Below are 19,602 nucleotides of genomic sequence, written 5' to 3' on the forward strand. Positions count from 1 at the left end.
CGGGGAAGGGCCTGCCGCTCAGGCCCGCCCCGGCACCTTCGCCCATTGCACGGCGAGGATGCCCAGCGCCACGATCACCACGCCGACCACGTCCCAGATCCCCAGCCGCTCGCCCAACAGCGCCCAGGCCACCAGCACCCCGAAGAACGGGTTGAGGAAATGGAAGGTCGCGGCCCGCACCGCGCCGATCCGCGCCACCAGCATGAACCAGATCCAGGTCGCCATCAGCCCCGGCACCAGCGTCGTATAGGCAAAGGCCCAGAAAAGCCGTGCCGACCAGGTCACCTGCCAGGGCTCGGTCAGCGCCGCGACCACCGCCAGCACGGCCGAGCCGACCAGCATCTGCAGCCCCACCACCATCAGCACATTGCCCCCTGCCGAAGCGCCGCGCACCGCCAGCGTGGCGAAGGTCAGCGCCAGCACGCCGATGCCGCAGAACACCAGCCCCAGCACCTCCACCCCGCCCGACAGCCGGGTGCCCATGATCAGCGCCACCCCGGACATCCCCAGCAGCAGCCCGAAGACCCCCAGCGGCCGCACCCGCTCGCCGAAGATCAGCCAGCCGGCCAGCGCCACCAGAAGCGGCATGGTCGAGGCGACGATGGCGGCGAGGCTCGCCTCCACCCATTGCATCGCCACGAAGTTGAAGCCGAGGTACAGCGCGTTCTGGCAGATGCCGAAGATCACCACCCCGCGCCACGACGCCCTCGACAGCCGGGCGCTCTGGCCCAGCGCGGCGGCCAGCGCGATGCCGATCAGCCCGGAAACGAGGAAGCGCAGCGCCAGCGCGGTCAGCGGCGGCGCATCGGCGACGATCATCCGCGCCGAGGTGAAGGCCGAGGACCACATGAAGGCGAAAGCCAGCCCCATCCCGATACTGCGCAGATCCATCTTGCCTCCAATGGCCTGAGCCGGGATGCGGCCAAAGAAAAAGGGCCGCCGGAGGGCGACCCTACATCAGCCGATGCCAACCGCAAGCGGTCAGCTGCAGCCCGTCACTCGTTCACGCTGTCCTTCAGCGCCTTGGCGATGGTGAACTTCACCTGCTTGTCGGCCGCCTTGGTGACCTGCTCGCCGGTCGCCGGGTTGCGGACCTGACGCTCGGGACGCTCGCGGCACACGACCTTGCCGAGGCCCGGCAGGGTCACGGCGCCACCGGCAGCCACTTCGCGCGCAACGATCGAGGCGATCGCATCCAGTGCCGCACCGGCGGTTTTCTTGTCGGCGCCCATCTCTTCGGCGAGGGTGGCCACAAGTTGCGTCTTGGTCATCGGTTTCGACATCTGCTGTCTCCTGATCTTGCCCCGCTGGCTTGCGGGGTCTGTTCCTGCCCCTAGGGGCGAATGTCAGGGCTACACAGGTTTTCGGGGCATAAATCAAGCCCTTTCCCCAGGAAAACCAGCGTCAATTCGCTCACAGGAAGGCGGTCTCCTCGAAGCTGCGCAGCTTGCGGCTGTGAATCCGCTCGATGGGAGTCTCGCGCAGCGTCTCCATCGCCCGGATGCCGATCAGGAGGTGCCGCGACACCTGGGTCTTGTAGAAATCTGTCGCCATTCCGGGCAGTTTCAGCTCGCCATGCAGGGGCTTGTCCGACACGCAGAGCAGCGTGCCATAGGGCACCCGGAAGCGGAATCCGTTGGCGGCGATGGTGGCGCTTTCCATGTCCAGCGCGATGGCCCGCGACTGGCTCAGCCGCTGCACCGGGCCCGACTGGTCGCGCAGCTCCCAGTTGCGGTTGTCGATGGTGGCCACCGTGCCCGTGCGCATGATCCGCTTCAACTCGTAGCCTTCCAGCTGCGTCACCGCCTCCACCGCGTCTTCCAGCGCGATCTGGATCTCGGCCAGCGCCGGGATCGGCACCCAGACCGGCAGGTCGGCGTCCAGCACGTGATCCTCGCGCAAATAGGCATGGGCCAAGACGAAATCCCCCAGGCTCTGCGTGTTCCGCAGCCCGGCGCAATGCCCGACCATCAGCCAGGCATGCGGGCGCAGCACGGCGATATGGTCGGTCGCGGTCTTGGCGTTCGACGGGCCGACGCCGATGTTGACCAGCGTGATCCCCTGCCCGTCGCGCCGCTTCAGGTGATAGGTCGGCATCTGCGGCATCTTCCCGACCAGCAGCGGCGGCGCATCCGGCCCGGTGATCTCGTGATTGCCTGGCGCCACGAAGGCGGTGTAGCCCGAGGCCGGGTCCGCCAGCGCCTTGCGGGCGAAGGCCTCGAATTCATCGACATAGAACTGGTAGTTGGTGAACAGCACGTGGTTCTGGAAATGCCGCGGATCGGTCGCGGTGTAATGCGTCAGCCGCGCCAGAGAATAATCCACCCGCTGCGCCGTGAAGGGCGCCAGCGGCCCCGACCCGTCGGGGTTCACCAGCCGTACGCCGTTGACGATATCGTCATTGGTCGTCGCCAGATCCGGCACGTCGAACACGTCGCGCAGCGAGAAATCCAGCACTCCCTCCTGCGGCACCAGCACCGCCGGATTGCCCGCCACCGCGAAATGCACCGGAATCGGCGTATCCGACACGCCGATCATCACCGGCACCGAGTGGTTCTCGATCAGAAGCCCGATCTGCTGCACCAGATAGTTGCGGAACAGGTCCGGCCGCGTCACCGTCGTCGCATAGGTGCCGGGCTGCGCCACATGGCCGAAGCTCAACCGGCTGTCGGCGCGGGTGAAGCTGGTCGTGGTCAGCCGGATCTCGGGGTAGTAGGCCCGCACCCGGGTCTTCGGCCGCCCCCGCGTCACCGCCTCGCTGAACTGCAGCGACAGGAACTCCGTTGCGGCGAAATACAGCTCCTCCAGCCGGGCGACCGCCGCGGCGGGGTCGGTGAAGGCTTCGGCCTCGGTCGGGGTGGGGGTCAGCAGCGGCGCAAGTTCGGTCACGATCATGGTCTTTCACAAAGGATCGCCAAACATGCACCATCGCGGCCCGGCGGATCAACCCCCACCAATTGCACCCGGCTTCGGTAACGGCAGCTTAAAGTCGTCGCGGCATGTTGTCGGCGCGCGCCCCCTTGCGGCGCCGGCGGCGCGGGGAAATACTGCGCCATGACCCAGACACTCCTCTCCCTCGGCCACGGCTACTCCGCCCGCGCCCTCGCCCGCCGCCTGATCCCGCAGGGCTGGCGCATCATCGGCACCACCCGCAGCGCCGCCAAGGCCCGCGCGCTTCAGGCCGAAGGGGTGGAGCCGCTGCTCTGGCCCGGCGACCTCTCCGCCGCCCTGGCCGGGGCCAGCCACATCCTCGTCTCCGCCGCCCCGGATCCGACCGATCCCTTCCTCGCCGCCGCCCCCGGGATCGCCACCGGCGCCCCGCTTTGGGTCGGCTATCTCTCCACCACCGGCGTCTATGGCGACCATCAGGGCAGCTGGGTCGACGAATCGACCCCGCTCACCCCCTCCACCGCCCGCGGACAGGCCCGCGTCGCCGCCGAGGCCGAGTGGCTGGCAACCGGCCTGCCGGTGCACATCTTCCGCCTCGCCGGCATCTACGGCCCCGGCCGCGGCCCGTTCGAGAAGGTGCGCGACGGCACCGCCCGCCGCATCCTGAAGCCCGGTCAGGTCTTCAGCCGCACCCATGTCGACGACATCGCACAGGTGCTCGAGGCCTCGATGCTGCGCCCCGATCCCGGCGCGATCTACAATGTCTGCGATGACGACCCGGCCCCGCCCGAGGATGTGCTGTCGCATGCCGCGCATCTGCTCGGCCTGCCGGAGCCCCCCGCGGTGCCCTATGACGAAGCCGAGATGTCGCCGATGGCGCGCAGCTTCTACGCGGAATCGAAGCGCGTGCGGAACGACCGGATCAAGCGCGATCTGGGCATCCGGCTGATCCATCCCGACTACCGTTCGGGCCTGCAAAGCCTTCTCGCCGAAGAAACCTGACACCGCCCCTTGTCAGCCCCGAGGTTAACAAGGGCTGAACAAATCCTGCGCTATACAATGAAATCAAAGCGTTGCGTCGATTTTCACGCGTGAAAACGGGCCCTCAGGCCCGCTTTCCCACCAGCGCCACGCCCAGCGTCTGCAAGACCTTCGCCTCGATCTCGGCGGCGCTCATCCCGGCGACCTGATACATCTTCTCCGGGCTCGCCTGATCGATGAACGTGTCGGGCAGCACCATCGAGCGGAACTTGATCCCGCCATCGAAGACACCCTCCTCGGCCAGAAGCTGCGCCACATGGCTGCCGAACCCGCCGATCGCGCCTTCCTCGATGGTGATCAGTGCCTCATGATCCCGCGCCAGCCGCAGGATCAGCTCCCGGTCCAGCGGCTTGGCAAAGCGGGCATCCGCCACCGTCGGCGCGATCCCCCGCGCCGTCAGGGCCTCCGCCGCCATCATCACCTCCGACAGCCGCGTCCCGAACGACAGGATAGCCACCCGGCTGCCCTCCCGCACGATCCGCCCCTTGCCGATCTCCAGCGGGACGCCCTTCGCCGGCATCTCCACCCCCACGCCATCGCCGCGCGGGAACCGGAAGGCGATCGGCCCCTCGTCATGCGCGACGGCCGTGGCCACCATATGCACCAGCTCCGCCTCATCGGCGGCGGCCATCACCACGAACCCCGGCAGGTTGGCGAGGAAAGCCACGTCGAAGGCCCCCGCATGGGTCGCCCCATCCGCCCCCACCAGCCCGGCCCGGTCGATGGCGAAGCGCACCGGCAGCCGCTGGATCGCCACGTCATGCACGATCTGGTCGTAGCCGCGCTGCAGGAAGGTGGAATAAAGCGCGCAGAACGGCCGCAAGCCCCCCGCCGCCATCCCGGCGCTGAAGGTCACCGCATGCTGTTCCGCGATGCCCACGTCGAAGCAGCGGTTCGGGAACCGCTCCGCGAACAGGTTCAGCCCGGTCCCGTCCGGCATCGCCGCCGTCACCGCCACGATCCGCTCGTCGCGCTCGGCCTCCTTCACGAGGCTCTGGGCGAAGACCTTGGTATAGCTCGGCGCATTCGACGGCGCCTTGGTCTGCTCGCCGGTCAGCACGTTGAACTTCGACGTGGCATGCCCCCGGTCGCGCGCCTCTTCCGCCGGGGCGTAGCCCTTGCCCTTCTTGGTGATCGCATGGATCAGCACCGGCCCCGTCGCCCGCGCCTTCACCGTGCGCAGGATCGCCAGCAGCTGCTCCAGATCATGCCCGTCGATCGGCCCGACATAGGAGAAGCCCAGCTCCTCGAACAGCGTGCCGCCGACGGTGATGCTCTTGAGCATCTCCTTCGCCCGCCGCGCGCCCTCCTGGAACGGCTCGGGCAGGAAGCCGAGCGCCCCCTTGGCCGCCGCCTTGAAATCTTGGAACGGCGCGCCGGCATAGAGGCGGCTCAGATAGGACGACAACGCCCCCACCGGCGGCGCGATGCTCATCTCGTTGTCGTTCAGGATGACGATAAGCCGCTTCTTCAGATGGCCCGCGTTGTTCATCGCCTCGAAGGCCATGCCCGCGCTCATCGACCCGTCGCCGATCACCGCGATGGCGTCGCCGCCCTCGCCGGTCAGGTCGCGCGCCGCGGCAAAGCCCAGCGCCGCCGAGATCGAGGTGGAGCTGTGGCCCGCGCCGAACGGGTCATAGGGGCTCTCCGACCGCTTGGTGAAGCCCGCCAGCCCGCCCTCGGTCCGCAGCGTGCGGATGCGGTCGCGCCGCCCGGTCAGGATCTTGTGCGGGTAGCACTGGTGCCCGACGTCCCAGATGATCTTGTCACGCGGCGTGTCGAAGACGGCATGCAGCGCCACCGTCAGCTCCACCACGCCCAGACCCGCGCCCAGATGCCCGCCCGTCACCGATACGGCCGAGATGGTCTCGGCCCGCAGCTCGTCGGCGACATGCCGCAGCTCGCGGTCGCTCAAGGCCTTCAGGTCCACGGGCAGGTTCACCCGGTCCAGCGTCGGCGTCTTGGGTCTGTCGGTCATTGGCTCCCCTCCTCGGGGTGGCTGCTCAGCTTTCGCGCGCAATAACGAAGCGCGCAGCCTCGATCAAGGTTCCCGCTGCCGCACCATAGGGGGCCAGAGCGGCTTCCGCCTCGGTCACCAGGGCTTTTGCGCGGTCTTTCGCCCCCTCGAGACCCAGGAGCGAGACGAAGGTCGCCTTGCCCGCCTCGGCATCCTTCTGCAAACGCTTGCCCGCCTTGGCCGCATCGCCCTCGACATCGAGGATGTCGTCGGCGATCTGGAAGGCGAGACCGAGGGCCGTGGCATAACGCCCCAGCGGCCCGGCATCGGCCTGGCCGAGCACGGCGCCCGCCTCCGCCGACCAGCGGATCAGCGCGCCGGTCTTGCCCGCCTGCAGCCGGGTGATCTCGGGCAGGGTCAGCGGCACGGCGGCGCTTTCGGCGGCGATGTCCAGCGCCTGCCCCAGCACCATGCCCTCGGCGCCCGAGGCCTTCGCCAGCGAGGCCACCAGCGCGATCCGCACCTCGGCCGGGCCCAGCGCCGGATCGGCCAGAAGCTCGAAGGCCAGCGTCTGCAGCGCATCGCCCGCCAGCACCGCCGTCGCCTCGTCCCATTTCACATGCACCGTCGGCAGGCCGCGGCGCAGGTCGTCGTCATCCATGCAGGGCAGGTCGTCATGCACGAGGCTGTAGGCATGCAGCGCCTCGATCGCCGCCGCCGCACTCACCGCCGCCGCGGGGGCGACGCCATGCAGCCGCGCCGATTCCAGCACCAGAAAGCCGCGCAGCCGCTTGCCGCCCTGCAGCGCATAGCGCATCGCCGCGACCACCGGCAGATCGTCATGGCCCGCCAGCGCCGCATCGAGCCGGGCCTGCACGGCAAGGGCCGCATCGTTCAAAGCAACGGGAAAGCTCACAATCCCTCCGCAGCCACCGTTCCGACCGCACGGCCCTCGGCGGCGCGGATCATCTCCACCTTCTCCTCGGCATCCTTCAGCTTGCCGGCGCAATGCGCCTTCAGCGCCGCGCCGCGTTCGTAGAGCGCGATCGACTGGTCCAGCGGCACATCGCCCTTTTCCAGAGCGCCGACAACCTGCTCCAGCGCGGCCATCGCCTCTTCGAATGTCATGCTTGCCACCGGCTTTTCCGTCATGCGCTCCGCTCCTTCAAGACGCCCACATGGGCCGCGACACTCGCAGCAAGGGCAGGCAGATCATATCCCCCCTCGAGTGTCGAGACCACCCGCCCGCCACAATGCGCCGCAGCCAGATCGCAGATCCGCCCGGTGAGCCAGGCGAAATCCTGCGCCGTCCAGTTCAGCCCGGCCAGCGGATCGTCGGCATGGGCGTCGAACCCGGCGGAGATCAGGATCAACTCGGGCCGGAAGGCATCGATCCGCGGCAGGATCACGTCCTCGTAGGCCGCCCGCATCACCGCCCCCGCGCTGCCTGCACGGAGCGGCACATTGACGATCTGGCCATGCGCGCCGCGCTCCTCCGCCGCCCCGGTGCCGGGATAGAGCGGCATCTGGTGGCTCGAGGCGAACAGCACGCGCGGCTCGTCCCACATCAGCGCCTGCGTGCCATTGCCGTGATGCACGTCGAAATCGACGATGGCGACGCGGGAAAGCCCGTGCTCCTCCAGTGCCCGCTTCGCCGCGATCGAGACAGAGCCGAAGAGGCAGAAGCCCATCGCCACATCCTGCTCGGCATGATGCCCCGGCGGGCGGCAGCCGACGAAGGCATTGCCCGCCCCGCCCGACAGCACCAGATCCACCGCCGCACAGGTGCCGCCGACCGCGCGCAGCGCCGCCTCCAGCGAGCCGGGCGACAGGAAGGTGTCGCCGTCGAGCTGCGACCAGCCCTCCTCCGGCAGACCCGCCTTGATCCGCGCGAGATAGGAGGCCGGATGACAGCGCAGCACCTCGGCCTCCTCGGCCAGCGGCGCCTCGCGCCGGTCGAGGTCGAGCCCGGCAAGCCCCTCCGCCACCGCCCGCATCCGCTCCACCCGCTCCGGATGACCCGGCGGCGTCACGTGACCCGAGGATGCCTCATGGAAAAAACAGGCCGTCGTCATGCGTCACCCTCCCGCTCAGTAGACATTTTCTGTCCTTAAATATCCCGCGGGGGTCCAGGGGCGCGAAGCCCCCGGCGCGTTCCGCTAGTCCGGCGCCAGCATGTAGCCCGACCCCCGCACCGTCTGCAGATAGCGCGGCTGCTTGGGGTCCACCTCGATCTTGCGCCGCAGCCGGGTGATCTGCACGTCCACCGCGCGTTCCTGGCTCTGCCCGTCGTCGCGGCCGAGATCGCCCACCAGCTTCTCGCGGCTCACCGCCTCGCCCGGCTGGGCGGCGAAGATCCGCATCAGCGCCGCCTCGGTCGCGGTCAGCCGCACCGGATCGGCGCCGCGCCACAGCTCGCCCCGCTCCAGATCGTAGCGCACCGAGCCCAGATGCAGCACCTTCGGCCCGGCATCGGCCTTCAGCACCGGCACGCGGCGCAGGATGGCGTTGATCCTGAGCAGCAGCTCCTTGGGTTCGAAGGGCTTGGCCAGATAGTCGTCGGCCCCCGCCTCCAGCCCCTCGATCCGGTTCGCCGTCTCGCCGCGCGCGGTCAGCAGGAGGATCGGCGTGGCGATCTCCTCGCGCAGCGCGCGGGTCAGGGTGATGCCATCCTCGCCGGGCATCATCACGTCGAGCACGATCATGTCGAACTCGAGCCCGGCCAGGAGCCGCCGCGCCTGCGCCGCGTCGCGGGCGGTCGAGACGAGGAAGCCGTTGCGCACGAGGAATTTCTGCAACAATCCCCGGATGCGCTCGTCGTCGTCGACGACCAGAAGATGGGCCTGCGGTTCGGTCATGCGCTGCTCTCCTTCAGCGTCTGATACTGTCTCCGCAGGTCCGGGTCCATCATCGCTTCGAGAACCTGACGGAAGCCCTGCACCGCCGCGGGCCCCGCCACCCGGTAGGCGGCGCGCAGCCGCGCCCGCTGGGCATCCGACAGCACCCGCTCCAGTTCCGAGCCTTTCGCCGTCAGGAACAGGTGCCGCTCGCGCTTGTCGACCCGGCCCACCCGGCTCTCCACCAGCCCGTCCTCTATCAGCGTCCGGAGCACCCGGTTCAGCGACTGTTTGGTCACGCCGAGGATCGACAGCAGGTTGTTCACCGTGGTCCCGGGCGAGCGGTGGATGAAGTGGATCGCCCGGTGATGCGCCCGGCCATAGTCCATCTCGTCGAGAATCCGGTCGGGATCGGCGGTGAAGCCGCGATAGGCGAAGAACATCGCCTCGATTCCCTTGCGCAACTGCTCGTCGGTCAGGAACAGCAGCGACTCGCCGCCCCCCGGCCCTGCTCCACCCTCGGCCATCGATCCGCTCTCCCTCGTTACAATGGGATTTTATGTCAGCCTTGTTGACTTTCCAAGACTCAACTGTTAGCGAATCCCCGCGTTTTGCGCAACTTTATGTCCGCACCGGACCTTTTCAGCGCAACAAACGGAAAATGCCCGCGGGCGAAGGAGGTTACGATGGCAGGTTATGACGATCGCGACGGTTTCATCTGGATGGATGGCGAGCTGGTGGATTGGCGCTCCGCCAAGGTGCACGTCCTGACCCATGCGCTGCATTATGCCTCCTCGGTCTTCGAGGGCGAGCGCTGCTACAACGGCAAGATCTTCAAGTCGGTCGAGCATTCCGAGCGCCTGCGCAAGTCGGGCGAGTTGCTCGACATGCCGCTGCCCTATTCGGTGGCCGAGATCGAGGCGGCCAAGGAAGCCACCATCAAGGCCAACAACCTGACCGACTGCTACGTCCGCGCGCTGGCCTGGCGCGGCGCGGGCGAAGACATGGGCGTGGCCTCGCAGCGCAACCCGATCCGCATGGCGGTGGCCTGCTGGGCTTGGGGCAACTACTACGGCGACGCCAAGTTCAAGGGCGCCAAGCTCGACATCTCGAAATGGAAGCGACCCTCGCCGGAAACCATCCCGCATGCCGCCAAGGCCGCCGGTCTCTACATGATCTGCACCATGTCGAAACATGCCGCCGAGGCGAAGGGCTGCTCGGACGCGATGATGTTCGACTACCGCGGCTATGTCGCCGAGGCGACCGGCGCAAACATCTTCTTCGTCAAGGGCAACGAGGTCCACACCCCGATCCCCGACGCGATCCTCAACGGCATCACCCGGCAGACCGTCATCCAGATGCTGAAGGACAAGGGCATCACCGTGGTCGAGAAGCGGATCGAAGCCGGCGATCTGGAAGGCTACGAGCAGTGCTTCCTCACCGGCACCGCCGCCGAGGTGACGCCGGTCGGCCAGATCGGCGACTACAGCTTCGAGGTGGGCGAGCTGACGAAATCCATCGCCACCGATTACGAAAAGCTGGTCCGCGCCTGACGGACAGAGAGCGCGCCCTCGGGCGCGCTCTTCCTCATCGGCGCTTGCGGTTCAGGCGGTGCGGCCGCGCTCGATCCGCAGGAACTCCATCAGGCGGCGGTTGCCCGCGGGGCGCGCTGCGTCCCGGTGCCAGATCGCCCGCGGGCTGCGCGCGATCTTCAGGAACATCTTCACCCGCCCGCCTTCCGACGGGCTGCGCTTGTCTGCAAGGTGACGGCTCATGTCGGTCCTCCTCTGGCTGCACGACAATTCCCCGAAGGCCCGGCGTCCGGCCCTTGCGGGAGGGGCACCCTAGCACGATTCGGGCCCACGACCAAACCGGGCGGCAGGGCCCCGCCGGTCACGACCCCGGGCCAAATCGCCGCGGCATCACCCGCTCCGGCTCGGGCTCCGGCCCCGGCTCGAACAGCGTGAGGCCGATCCCCGCCCAGCCCTCGCCGCCGAGCCAGCGCATCGCCGCCCCGGTCCAGCCGGCCGCCGTGGCGGCAAGCGCCAGAGCCAGCACCAGCTGCAGCGCGCCGATCAGGTTCAGGATCCGCGCGAAAGGTTGCTTGCGCGTCTTGTGCCTGAGCCGCCACTGCGCCAGCTTCGCCCCCGGCCAGCCGCCGAACAGCGCCAGCCTGAGCAGCGACACCTCGCGCAGCCGCCACGCCCCCGCGACCGAGCGGCGCTTGTCCAGCGCGAAGGCCGCATAGGTCGCGATGTTCATCACCCCAAGATAGGCCGCCGTCAGCCCGATCCCTTCCCAGCCCATCCTCACCCTCACCCGCCGCATGCGCCGCCCCGATGCCGCGCCAATGTGGCGGATTTCAGGACAGCCGCGCCACCGCCCATTCCGCCGCCTCGGCCACCACCGGATCGGCGTCGCCCAGACGCGCCCGCGCCGCGGGCAGCAGCGCCGGATCGCCGGAATTGCCGATGGCATAGAGCACGTTGCGCAGGAAACGGTCGCGCCCGATCCGCTTGATCGGCGACCCCGCGAAACGGGCGCGGAAACCCGCATCGTCCAGCTCCGCCAGCTCGGCCAGAGGCGGCGCCCCGACCCGTGCGGCATAGCCGATCTCGCGCGCCGCCACGGCGAACTTGTTCCACGGGCAGGCGGCAAGACAGTCGTCGCAGCCATAGATCCGGTTGCCCATCAGCGCCCGCAACTCCGGCTCCACCGGCCCGTGATGCTCGATGGTCAGGTAGGAGATGCAGCGCCGCGCGTCGAGCTGGAACGGCGCCGGGAAGGCCCGCGTCGGGCAGGCCTCGAGACAGGCGGTGCAGGAGCCGCAATGCTCGGGCTCGGCCGCGTCCTTCGGCAGATCCAGCGTGGTGAAGATCGCGCCGAGAAAGAACCAGTTGCCCAGATCGCGGCTCAGGAGATTGGTGTGCTTGCCCTGCCAGCCGAGCCCCGCCGCCTGCGCCAGCGGCTTCTCCATCACCGGCGCGGTATCGACGAAGACCTTTATCTCGGCCCCGGTCTCGGCCACCAGCCAGCGCCCGAGCCGCTTCAGCCGCTTCTTCACCAGATCGTGGTAATCCTTGCCCTGGGCATAGACGCTCACCGCCGCCCGGTCGCGCTCGGCCAGCACGGCGCGCGGATCGGCCTCGGGGGTATAGACCTCGGCCAGCATGATGACCGACCGCGCCTCGGGCCAGAGCGCCGCCGCATCGCCGCGCCAATGTTCGCGCTCGGCCATCCAGCCCATCTGCCCATGCCGCCCGGCCTCGAGAAAGGCCCTGAGCCGCCCCGCCGTCTCCGGCGCGGCGTCAGGCGCGCAGATCCCGACCTTGGAGAACCCCTCCTCCAACGCCCGCGCGATGAGACGCTCCTTCACGGGCAGTCCTTTCATCTTGGCCTAAATATCCCCGGGGGGTTATGAGTGTTTAGAAACCCTCCCGTGGAGGGTTTCAACGAATAACGCCCGGCCCGTGGCCGGGCTGGGAGGCAGGCCGCCCGGCGCTTTCCGCTCAAAAATCCAGATCGGCGTAATGCGCCGGCGGCGGGAAGCCCGGCACCTGATCGACCAGCAGCGGCCGGAACGAGGGGCGCGACTTGATCTTGGCATACCAGTCCTTCACCACCGCATGCCGGTTCCAGTCCACGTCCGAGATGTAGTCGAGGCAGGACAGGTGAGCGGCGGCGGTGAAATCGGCCAGCGTCATCACGTCGCCCGCCAGCCACCGCCGCTGATCGAGCAGCCAGGCCATGTAATCGAGGTGGTACTTGATCCGCTGCGAGCCGAACTTCACGTTCTTCGAGTCCGGATAGCCTTGCGCCATCAGCTTCTTGTTCACCCGTTCGTAGAGCAGTTTCGAGGTCACCTCCTCGTGGAACTTGTCGTCGAACCAGGCGCAGAGCCTGCGCACCTCGAAACGGCCGTCGGGATCGCGCGGCATCAGCTGCGGCTGCGGCACGGTGTCCTCGATATATTCGCAGATCGCCTGGCTCTCCGACAGAACCTTGCTCTCCATCCTGAGCACCGGCACCTTGCCCGCCGGGTTGCGCCTCAGGAAGTCGGGCGAGGGCTCCCAGTACCGTTCCTCGACCAGCTCCACCTCGATGCGTTTTTCCGCCAGTGTCAGCCGGACCTTGCGGCAGAAGGGCGAGAGGGGGACGTGATAAAGTCGGTTCATCGCAATGCGGTGCTTTCAAGGTAGGGATGCCCCTCATTGCCGCGGGAGGCGGCGGAATTCAATCCCGCAGTGGTTAACAGGGCGGCATTCGGCCTGCGCTACTCGAAACAGCCGGCCCGGCCATCGGCGCGGATGGTGTTGGCGCCATCCATGATCGAGGCCGCGCGCCGCCGGGTGAAGCTGCCCGGATTGGCCGCGTCGCGCTCCTTCGGATCGGGCAGCACCGCCGCCAGCCGGGCGGCCTGCACCGCCGTCAGCCGGTCGGGCGTGGTATCGAAGGCATTCTGCGCCGCCGCCTTCACCCCGAACACGCCCTCGTCGAATTCCGCCACGTTCATGTAGACCTCGAGGATGCGGCGCTTCGTCCAGACCGTCTCCACCACCGGGGTGATGATCGCCTCCAGCGCCTTGCGCGGCCAGCTGCGGCCCTGCCAGAGGAAGACGTTCTTCACGACCTGCTGGCTCAGCGTCGAAGCGCCGCGATTGCCGCCCGCCTCCATCGCCGCGCGGATCGCCCGCATGTCGAAGCCCCAGTGCAGGCAGTAGTTGGCATCCTCCGCCGCGACGATGGAGCGCGCCATCACCGGGGCGATCTCCTCCCAGTCGGCCCATTCCTGCTCCACCCCGCCCAGACGACGGCCTTCGGCCAGCATGGTGAAGGTGGTGGGCGGGTTCACCACGGCGAAGAGCAGCACGAAGAACAGGATCAGCGCGCCAAAGCCGATCACCCCGCGCAGCGCCCAGCGCCGGATCAGCCGCCCGGGCCGCAGACGCGGGGCGGGCGCGGGCTTGCTGGCGGATTTGCGCGAGGAAGGCTTGCGTGTCATCGGCGAAGCAAGACCACGAAGCCCGCGCCGGGGTCAAGCGCTGCGAGGCCGCGTCGGGCCCGAAAGCCGAAGACCCCCAAAGCCGAAGACCCCGGGGTTTCCCCCGGGGCCTTCGCGATCACTCCGCCGGAACCGCCTGCGGCTCGTCGCTCAGGGGATGCGGCAGGTGCACCAGCATCTCCTTCGGGCAGGCCTGCAGGAAGTTCTGCCGCTCCACCGCCCAGTCCGCGAGGATGCGCTGCGCATGGCGGCTGCCGGTCTCGCGCGCGTGGCGCTCGATCAGCCCCTTCAGCTGCGCCTCCCAATGCGGGTGGCTGACGGCGCAGGTCACCAGCGTCTCGAGGTTCATGAAATCCTCGGCGACGCCTTCCGGGTCGTAGAGATAGGCCATGCCCCCGGTCATCCCGGCGCCGAAGTTGGCGCCGATGCTGCCGAGGATCACCGCGACCCCGCCGGTCATGTATTCGCAGCCGTTGGTGCCGCAGCCCTCCACCACCACCGTGGCGCCGGAGTTGCGCACCGCAAACCGCTCGCCCGCCCGCCCGGCGGCAAAGAGGAAGCCGTCGGTCGCACCGTAAAGCACGGTGTTGCCGATGATGGTGTTCTCCGCCGCGACCAGCGGGCTTTCCATCTGCGGCCGGACCACGATCAGCCCGCCCGACAGCCCCTTGCCGACATAGTCGTTGGCATCGCCCGAGACCTCGATCTTCAGCCCCTTGGTGGCGAAGGCGCCCAGCGACTGTCCGCAGGAGCCCGACAGCTTCACCGTCAGGTGGTCATGCTGCAGGTTGTTGCGCATGCCGTATTTGCGCACGATATGCGACGAGGCCCGCGTGCCGATGGTGCGGTGCGTGTTGCGCACGGCATAGCTCAGCTGCATCTTCTCGCCATCCTCGAAGAAGCGCGCGCCGTCCTTGACGATCTCGGCATCCAGCGTGTCGGGCACGTGGTTGCGCGGCTTCGAGCGGTCGTAGGTGATCCGGTTTGCCCCATCCACGGTGATGAGCAGCGGGTTGAGGTCCAGATCGTCGAGATGCGCCGCCCCGCGGCTGACCTGCGTCAGCAGATCGGCCCGGCCGATGATCTCGTCCAGCGACCGCGCCCCGATCGAGGCGAGGATCTCGCGCACCTCCTGGGCGTAGAAGGTGATGAGGTTCACCACCTTGTCCGCCGAGCCGGTGAACTTGGCGCGCAGCGCCGGGTCCTGGGTGCAGACGCCCACCGGGCAGGTGTTCGACTGGCACTGGCGCACCATGATGCAGCCCATGGCGATCAGCGCCGCGGTGCCGATGCCGTATTCCTCGGCCCCCATCATCGCCGCCATGACGATGTCGCGCCCGGTGCGCAGCCCGCCGTCGGTGCGCAGCGTCACCCGCTCGCGCAGGTTGTTCATCGCCAGCACCTGATGCGCCTCGGTCAGACCCATCTCCCACGGCAGGCCCGCATATTTGATCGAGGTGCCCGGAGAGGCCCCGGTGCCGCCGTTGTGGCCCGAGATCAGGATGATGTCGGCCTTGGCCTTGGCCACGCCCGCCGCGATGGTGCCGACGCCGCTGGCCGAGACCAGCTTCACCGTCACCTTGGCGCGCGGGTTGATCTGCTTGAGGTCGTAGATCAGCTGCGCGAGGTCTTCGATCGAGTAGATGTCATGGTGCGGCGGCGGCGAGATCAGCGTCACGCCCTTGGTCGAATGCCGCAGCCGCGCGATCAGCTCGGTCACCTTCATGCCGGGCAGCTGTCCGCCCTCGCCGGGCTTGGCGCCCTGCGCGACCTTGATCTCCAGCTCCTCGCAGGCGTTCAGATATTCCGCCGTCACGCCGAAGCGCCCGGAAGCCACCTGCTTGATCTTGGCGCTCGGGTTGTCGCCGTTCGGCTCCGGCAGGAAATGCGCCGGATCTTCGCCGCCCTCGCCCGAGTCGGACTTCGCGCCGATCCGGTTCATCGCGATGTTCAGCGTCTTGTGCGCCTCCGGCCCCAGCGCGCCGAGGCTCATGCCCGGCGTGACGAAGCGCTTGCGGATCGAGGTGATCGATTCCACCTCCTCGATCGGCACCGGCTTGCCCAGCACCTTGATGTCCAGCAGGTCGCGGATATGGATCGGCGGGTTGGCCCGCATCGCCGCGGAATACTGCTTCCACAGGTCGTAGGAGGCGCGGTCGCATGCCGATTGCAGCATGTGCATCGTCTGCGCTTCCCAAGCGTGCTTCTCGCCCGAGCGCCGCGCCTTGTAGAAGCCGCCGATCGGCATCACATCGGCCCCGCCGAGCCAGCCTTTCGCATGGACCTCCTCCAGCTTGTGCTGGATGCCCGAGACGCCGATCCCCGAGATGCGGCTGTGCATCCCCGGGAAATACTCGGCCACCATGGCGCGGCTCAGACCGACCGCCTCGAAGTTCAGACCGCCGCGATAGGAGGAGATCACCGAGATCCCCATCTTCGCCATGATTTTCAGCAGTCCCGCGTTGATCGCGTCGCGGAAGCGCCGCATCGCATCGGTCAGCGACCCCTCGACCAGACCGCGTGCGATCCGGTCGGCGATGGTGTCCTGCGCCAGATAGGCGTTCACCGTGGTGGCGCCGCAGCCGATCAGCACCGCGAAGTAATGCGGGTCGATGCACTCAGCCGAGCGCACGTTGACCGAGCAGAAGGTCCGCAGACCCTTGCGCGTCAGCCAGCTATGCACCGCCGAGGTGGCGAGGATCATCGGCATCGGCACCGCATCCGGCCCCTGCCCCTGATCGGTCAGCACGATATGCGACGCGCCCGAGCGCACCGCATCCTCGGCCTCGGCGCGGATGCGCTCCAGCCCCAGCCGCAGCGCGTCATGCGCCCGGCTGGCCGGGAAGGTGCAGTCGATGGTTGCGACATTGGCCCCGAACTGCGACAGCATCACGTCGAATTCGGCATTGGCCACGAAGGGGCTCTCGAGGATCAGGATCTCGGTCTGGCTGGAATTGTCCTCCAGCACGTTCTTGAGGTTGCCGAACCGCGTCTTCAGGCTCATCACCCGGCTTTCGCGCAGGCTGTCGATCGGCGGGTTGGTGACCTGGCTGAAGTTCTGCCGGAAGAAATGGCTCAGCGGACGATAGACCGACGACAGCACCGCGGGCGGCGTGTCATCGCCCATCGAGGCGATCATCTCCTTGCCGTCCTCCGCCATCGGGGCCAGCACCTGCTCGATCTCCTCGACGGTGTAGCCCGCCGCGATCTGCCGCTTGCGCAGCTCCGCCGGCTCGAACATCGCCGCTTCCGGGACGTCGCGCAGCAGCGCGTTCAGGTCCACCACCTTCTCGATCCAGGCGCCGAAGGGCTGCGAGCCCGCCAGCCGGTCCTTGATCTCGGTGTCGTGGTAGAGCTTGCCCTGCGCCATGTCGACGGCGATGATCTGCCCCGGCCCGAGCGCGCCCTTCTCGCGCACGCTCATCTCGTCCACCGGCACCATCCCGGCTTCGGACCCGGCGATCAGCATGCCATCGCCGGTCACCACATAGCGCATCGGCCGCAGACCGTTGCGGTCGAGCCCGCCGCAGACCCAGCGGCCATCGGTCATCGCCAGCGCCGCCGGCCCGTCCCACGGCTCCATCACCGCGTTGCAATAGGCATACATGTCCGCCCAGGCCTTCGGCATGTCGGTCGTGGTCTTCGACCAGGCCTCGGGGATCATCATGGTCTTGGTCATCGGCGCCGACCGGCCCGAGCGCACCATCACCTCGAACACCGCGTCCAGCGCGCCCGAATCCGACGTCCCCTGCGGGATGATCGGCTTGATGTCCTCCGCCGCGTCCCCGAAGGCCGAAGAGGCCATCCGGATCTCGTGCGATTTCATCCAGTTGACGTTGCCCTTCAGCGTGTTGATCTCGCCGTTGTGCGCCAGCATGCGGAAGGGCTGCGCCAGCCACCACTGCGGGAAGGTGTTGGTCGAATAGCGCTGGTGATAGATCGCGAAGGCGCTCTCGAAGCGTTCGTCCATCAGGTCGGGGTAGAACACCGCGACCTGCTCGGCCAGCATCATGCCCTTGTAGATGATCGACCGGCAGGAGAGCGAGCAGAGATAGAGCCCGGCGATCTGCGCCGCCAGCGCCGCCTTCTCGATCCGGCGCCGGATGATGTAGAGCTCGCGCTCGAACTGCTCCTCGTCGATGTCCTTCTCGTTGCGGATCAGGATCTGCTCGATCTCGGGCCGGGTCGCATTGGCCTTCTCGCCCAGCACCAGCGTGTCCACCGGCACGTGGCGCCAGCCGTAGATGTAGTGGCCCATCCGCAGCACTTCGGTCTCGACGATGGTCCGGCAGCGTTCCTGCGCGCCGAAATCGGTGCGCGGCAGGAAGACCTGACCGACGGCGATCAGCTTCGACATGTCGGGCTCGTGCCCCGTCCGGCGCACCTGGTCGTAGAAGAACCGCACCGGGATCTGCACATGGATGCCCGCGCCGTCGCCGGTCTTGCCGTCGGCATCGACGGCGCCGCGGTGCCAGACCGCCTTCAGCGCCGAGATCCCGCTTTCCACCACCTTGCGAGACGGCTTGCCGGAGATCGCGACCACAAGGCCGACCCCGCAGGAGGCATGTTCGTCGTCGGATTTGTAGAGCCCGTTCTCGTCCAGCCACGCCCGCTTGGCTTCTTCCGCCTTCACCCAGGCTTCATCATAGATCGTCATGGCTCACTCCTCGGGGCTGGCAGACAGGGAGGCAAGGAAATCGGCCTCGGTTGTTCTCTTGCGATCGCCGGCGAAGGCGAAGGCGTCGGGTTTCTTGTCGATGAAAAGCTCGTGCTCCAGCGTCATGCCCGACAGATCGTCGAGCAGGCCCGCGGCCACGTAATGCGTCAGCTCCTGACCGGGGATCGTCAGGTGATACCAGAGCGTCGATCCGCAGACCTTGCAGAAGCAGCGCTCCGCCCAGTCGGAGGACCGGAAGGCGGTCACGTTCTCGCTGCCCTCGATCTTCAGCTTCCGCTCGGCGACGCCGAAGCCGACGAAGGCGACGCCGGTCCATCGGCGGCACATGTCGCAGTGGCAGGCGCCCAGTTCATGCGACGGATCGGTGACGGTGATCCGCACGCCGTTGCACAGGCAATGTCCTTGGCGTTCATTGGTCATGGCGTACCCTCTGCAAAAGGTCGAAGACGGGCGACTGCGACAGGATCGCGTCGCAGTCGAAGATCGGCTGGGTTGCCGCAAATCCCGGCTCGCCGGGGAAGATGAACTGGACCGGGCTGCCGTCGACCGGCACGAAGCTGCCGTCGCCCGCGTCCCACTCGGTCGGGCCGGAGAAGAACAGCCGCCAGTCGCGGTGGATGTATTCCCGGCCGCGCGCCCGGCGCAGCACGCTGCCGCCGATGCTGGTCTCGGTGAATTCGAAGGCGGTCTCCTCCAGCGGGATGCCGTCGATCACCACCGTCCTGCCGGTCAGCCGGTCAAAGCCGCTGACCTCGCTGCGCTCGCCATTGTCCTTGCTCAGGCCGAAGGCATAGGTGTCGGTTCCACCCAACAGCTCGGTGAACGAGGCCGGGTCCTGCGGGTTCGGGTCCATCACCTGCGCGACGGTGGGGAACATCTCGTAGCTTTCCACCCATTGCGCCTCGGAATCGATCCGGCTCAGGAAGAACACCCCCTGCTGGTCGAAATCGGCGCGCCACTGGTCGCCCGGCGCGTCCTTCTCGCAGCGGTAATGGTTGGAGACACGGCAGCCGCGCGACTGCACCGTCATGAAGCCGGTGCAGCCCTCGGGCGGGGTGAAGCCCTGCGCCGCTGCGGGCTGGGCGAGGGCCAGCATCAGCCCTCCCGCCGCCATGATCCGTGTCAGCCCCATCGCCTTGCTCCCGGCCTGTTCAGGTCAGCGCCCCTGTCCCGGTTTCCGGACCGGCGCTGCTCCGTT

Annotated in this window: 19 protein-coding genes; 2 read left to right on the forward strand and 17 right to left on the reverse strand. The window is 68.0% G+C overall.

Translation table 11 applies throughout. The features are described from left to right. Positions 1-18: 18 nt before the first annotated feature. The 3 genes from C5F48_RS00125 to C5F48_RS00135 form a co-directional block, all read right to left on the reverse strand. Positions 19-891, reverse strand: a complete 873-nt coding sequence (locus C5F48_RS00125) for a DMT family transporter (RefSeq protein ID WP_107661879.1) — start codon at positions 889-891, stop codon at positions 19-21. Positions 892-995: 104 nt separating this feature from the next. Then, the gene (locus C5F48_RS00130; RefSeq protein ID WP_107661880.1) at positions 996-1,283 is read right to left on the reverse strand and encodes an HU family DNA-binding protein; all 288 of its coding nucleotides are present in this window, start codon (positions 1,281-1,283) and stop codon (positions 996-998) included. Between the two features lie 130 nt (positions 1,284-1,413). Then, entirely contained in the window at positions 1,414-2,889 is a 1,476-nt protein-coding gene (locus C5F48_RS00135; RefSeq protein WP_245941245.1) for an AMP nucleosidase, read from the reverse strand. Between the two features lie 165 nt (positions 2,890-3,054). Between C5F48_RS00135 and C5F48_RS00140 the strand changes: the two genes are divergently transcribed. Next, entirely contained in the window at positions 3,055-3,891 is an 837-nt protein-coding gene (locus C5F48_RS00140) for an SDR family oxidoreductase (protein ID WP_107661882.1), read from the forward strand. Positions 3,892-3,994: 103 nt separating this feature from the next. Here C5F48_RS00140 and dxs read toward each other — a convergent pair whose 3' ends face one another. From dxs to C5F48_RS00170, 6 genes are all read right to left on the reverse strand, one after another. Next, on the reverse strand, positions 3,995-5,908 hold the full coding sequence (dxs, locus tag C5F48_RS00145) for a 1-deoxy-D-xylulose-5-phosphate synthase (RefSeq protein ID WP_107661883.1): 1,914 nt from the start codon (positions 5,906-5,908) through the stop codon (positions 3,995-3,997). A gap of 25 nt (positions 5,909-5,933) precedes the next feature. Beyond that, positions 5,934-6,803 carry a polyprenyl synthetase family protein gene (locus C5F48_RS00150; protein ID WP_107661884.1) on the reverse strand — a complete coding sequence of 290 codons (870 nt, stop codon included), beginning with the start codon at positions 6,801-6,803 and terminating at the stop codon, positions 5,934-5,936. Then, positions 6,800-7,039 carry an exodeoxyribonuclease VII small subunit gene (locus tag C5F48_RS00155; RefSeq protein WP_107661885.1) on the reverse strand — a complete coding sequence of 80 codons (240 nt, stop codon included), beginning with the start codon at positions 7,037-7,039 and terminating at the stop codon, positions 6,800-6,802. Before C5F48_RS00155 ends, C5F48_RS00150 begins: the two co-directional genes overlap by 4 nt. Then, positions 7,036-7,962: a histone deacetylase family protein gene (locus tag C5F48_RS00160; RefSeq protein ID WP_107661886.1), complete on the reverse strand. Its 927-nt coding sequence runs from the start codon at positions 7,960-7,962 to the stop codon at positions 7,036-7,038. Before C5F48_RS00160 ends, C5F48_RS00155 begins: the two co-directional genes overlap by 4 nt. An 84-nt stretch (positions 7,963-8,046) precedes the next feature. Further along, the gene (locus C5F48_RS00165) at positions 8,047-8,745 is read right to left on the reverse strand and encodes a response regulator (RefSeq protein WP_107661887.1); all 699 of its coding nucleotides are present in this window, start codon (positions 8,743-8,745) and stop codon (positions 8,047-8,049) included. Continuing rightward, on the reverse strand, positions 8,742-9,251 hold the full coding sequence (locus C5F48_RS00170) for a MarR family winged helix-turn-helix transcriptional regulator (protein WP_107661888.1): 510 nt from the start codon (positions 9,249-9,251) through the stop codon (positions 8,742-8,744). Before C5F48_RS00170 ends, C5F48_RS00165 begins: the two co-directional genes overlap by 4 nt. Positions 9,252-9,410: 159 nt before the next feature. Between C5F48_RS00170 and C5F48_RS00175 the strand changes: the two genes are divergently transcribed. Then, a complete protein-coding gene (locus tag C5F48_RS00175) occupies positions 9,411-10,277 on the forward strand; it encodes a branched-chain amino acid aminotransferase (protein ID WP_107661889.1) in 867 nt (288 codons plus the stop codon). 51 nt (positions 10,278-10,328) lie between these two features. Here the strand turns inward: C5F48_RS00175 and C5F48_RS00180 are convergent, their stop codons facing one another. The 8 genes from C5F48_RS00180 to C5F48_RS00215 all read right to left on the reverse strand — a co-directional run bounded on the left by C5F48_RS00180 (position 10,329) and on the right by C5F48_RS00215 (position 19,536). Continuing rightward, positions 10,329-10,499, reverse strand: coding sequence for a hypothetical protein (locus C5F48_RS00180; RefSeq protein ID WP_107661890.1), 171 nt, complete (start codon positions 10,497-10,499; stop codon positions 10,329-10,331). Between the two features lie 118 nt (positions 10,500-10,617). Beyond that, positions 10,618-11,052: a DUF1294 domain-containing protein gene (locus C5F48_RS00185; RefSeq protein WP_245941243.1), complete on the reverse strand. Its 435-nt coding sequence runs from the start codon at positions 11,050-11,052 to the stop codon at positions 10,618-10,620. Between the two features lie 34 nt (positions 11,053-11,086). Next, positions 11,087-12,100, reverse strand: a complete 1,014-nt coding sequence (gene queG / locus C5F48_RS00190; protein WP_373454318.1) for a tRNA epoxyqueuosine(34) reductase QueG — start codon at positions 12,098-12,100, stop codon at positions 11,087-11,089. 133 nt (positions 12,101-12,233) lie between these two features. Further along, a complete protein-coding gene (gene fzlA, locus C5F48_RS00195; RefSeq protein ID WP_107661893.1) occupies positions 12,234-12,899 on the reverse strand; it encodes an FtsZ-binding protein FzlA in 666 nt (221 codons plus the stop codon). A gap of 98 nt (positions 12,900-12,997) precedes the next feature. Next, positions 12,998-13,726: a monofunctional biosynthetic peptidoglycan transglycosylase gene (gene mtgA / locus C5F48_RS00200; protein ID WP_107661894.1), complete on the reverse strand. Its 729-nt coding sequence runs from the start codon at positions 13,724-13,726 to the stop codon at positions 12,998-13,000. Between the two features lie 118 nt (positions 13,727-13,844). After that, positions 13,845-18,383: a glutamate synthase large subunit gene (gene gltB / locus C5F48_RS00205; protein WP_107661895.1), complete on the reverse strand. Its 4,539-nt coding sequence runs from the start codon at positions 18,381-18,383 to the stop codon at positions 13,845-13,847. 3 nt (positions 18,384-18,386) lie between these two features. Further along, a complete protein-coding gene (locus tag C5F48_RS00210) occupies positions 18,387-18,824 on the reverse strand; it encodes a GFA family protein (protein ID WP_107661896.1) in 438 nt (145 codons plus the stop codon). Continuing rightward, positions 18,814-19,536, reverse strand: coding sequence for a hypothetical protein (locus C5F48_RS00215; protein WP_107661897.1), 723 nt, complete (start codon positions 19,534-19,536; stop codon positions 18,814-18,816). Before C5F48_RS00215 ends, C5F48_RS00210 begins: the two co-directional genes overlap by 11 nt. Positions 19,537-19,602: the final 66 nt, after the last annotated feature.

Origin of the sequence: Cereibacter changlensis JA139, from assembly GCF_003034985.1 — a bacterium.
GTDB lineage: Bacteria > Pseudomonadota > Alphaproteobacteria > Rhodobacterales > Rhodobacteraceae > Cereibacter > Cereibacter changlensis.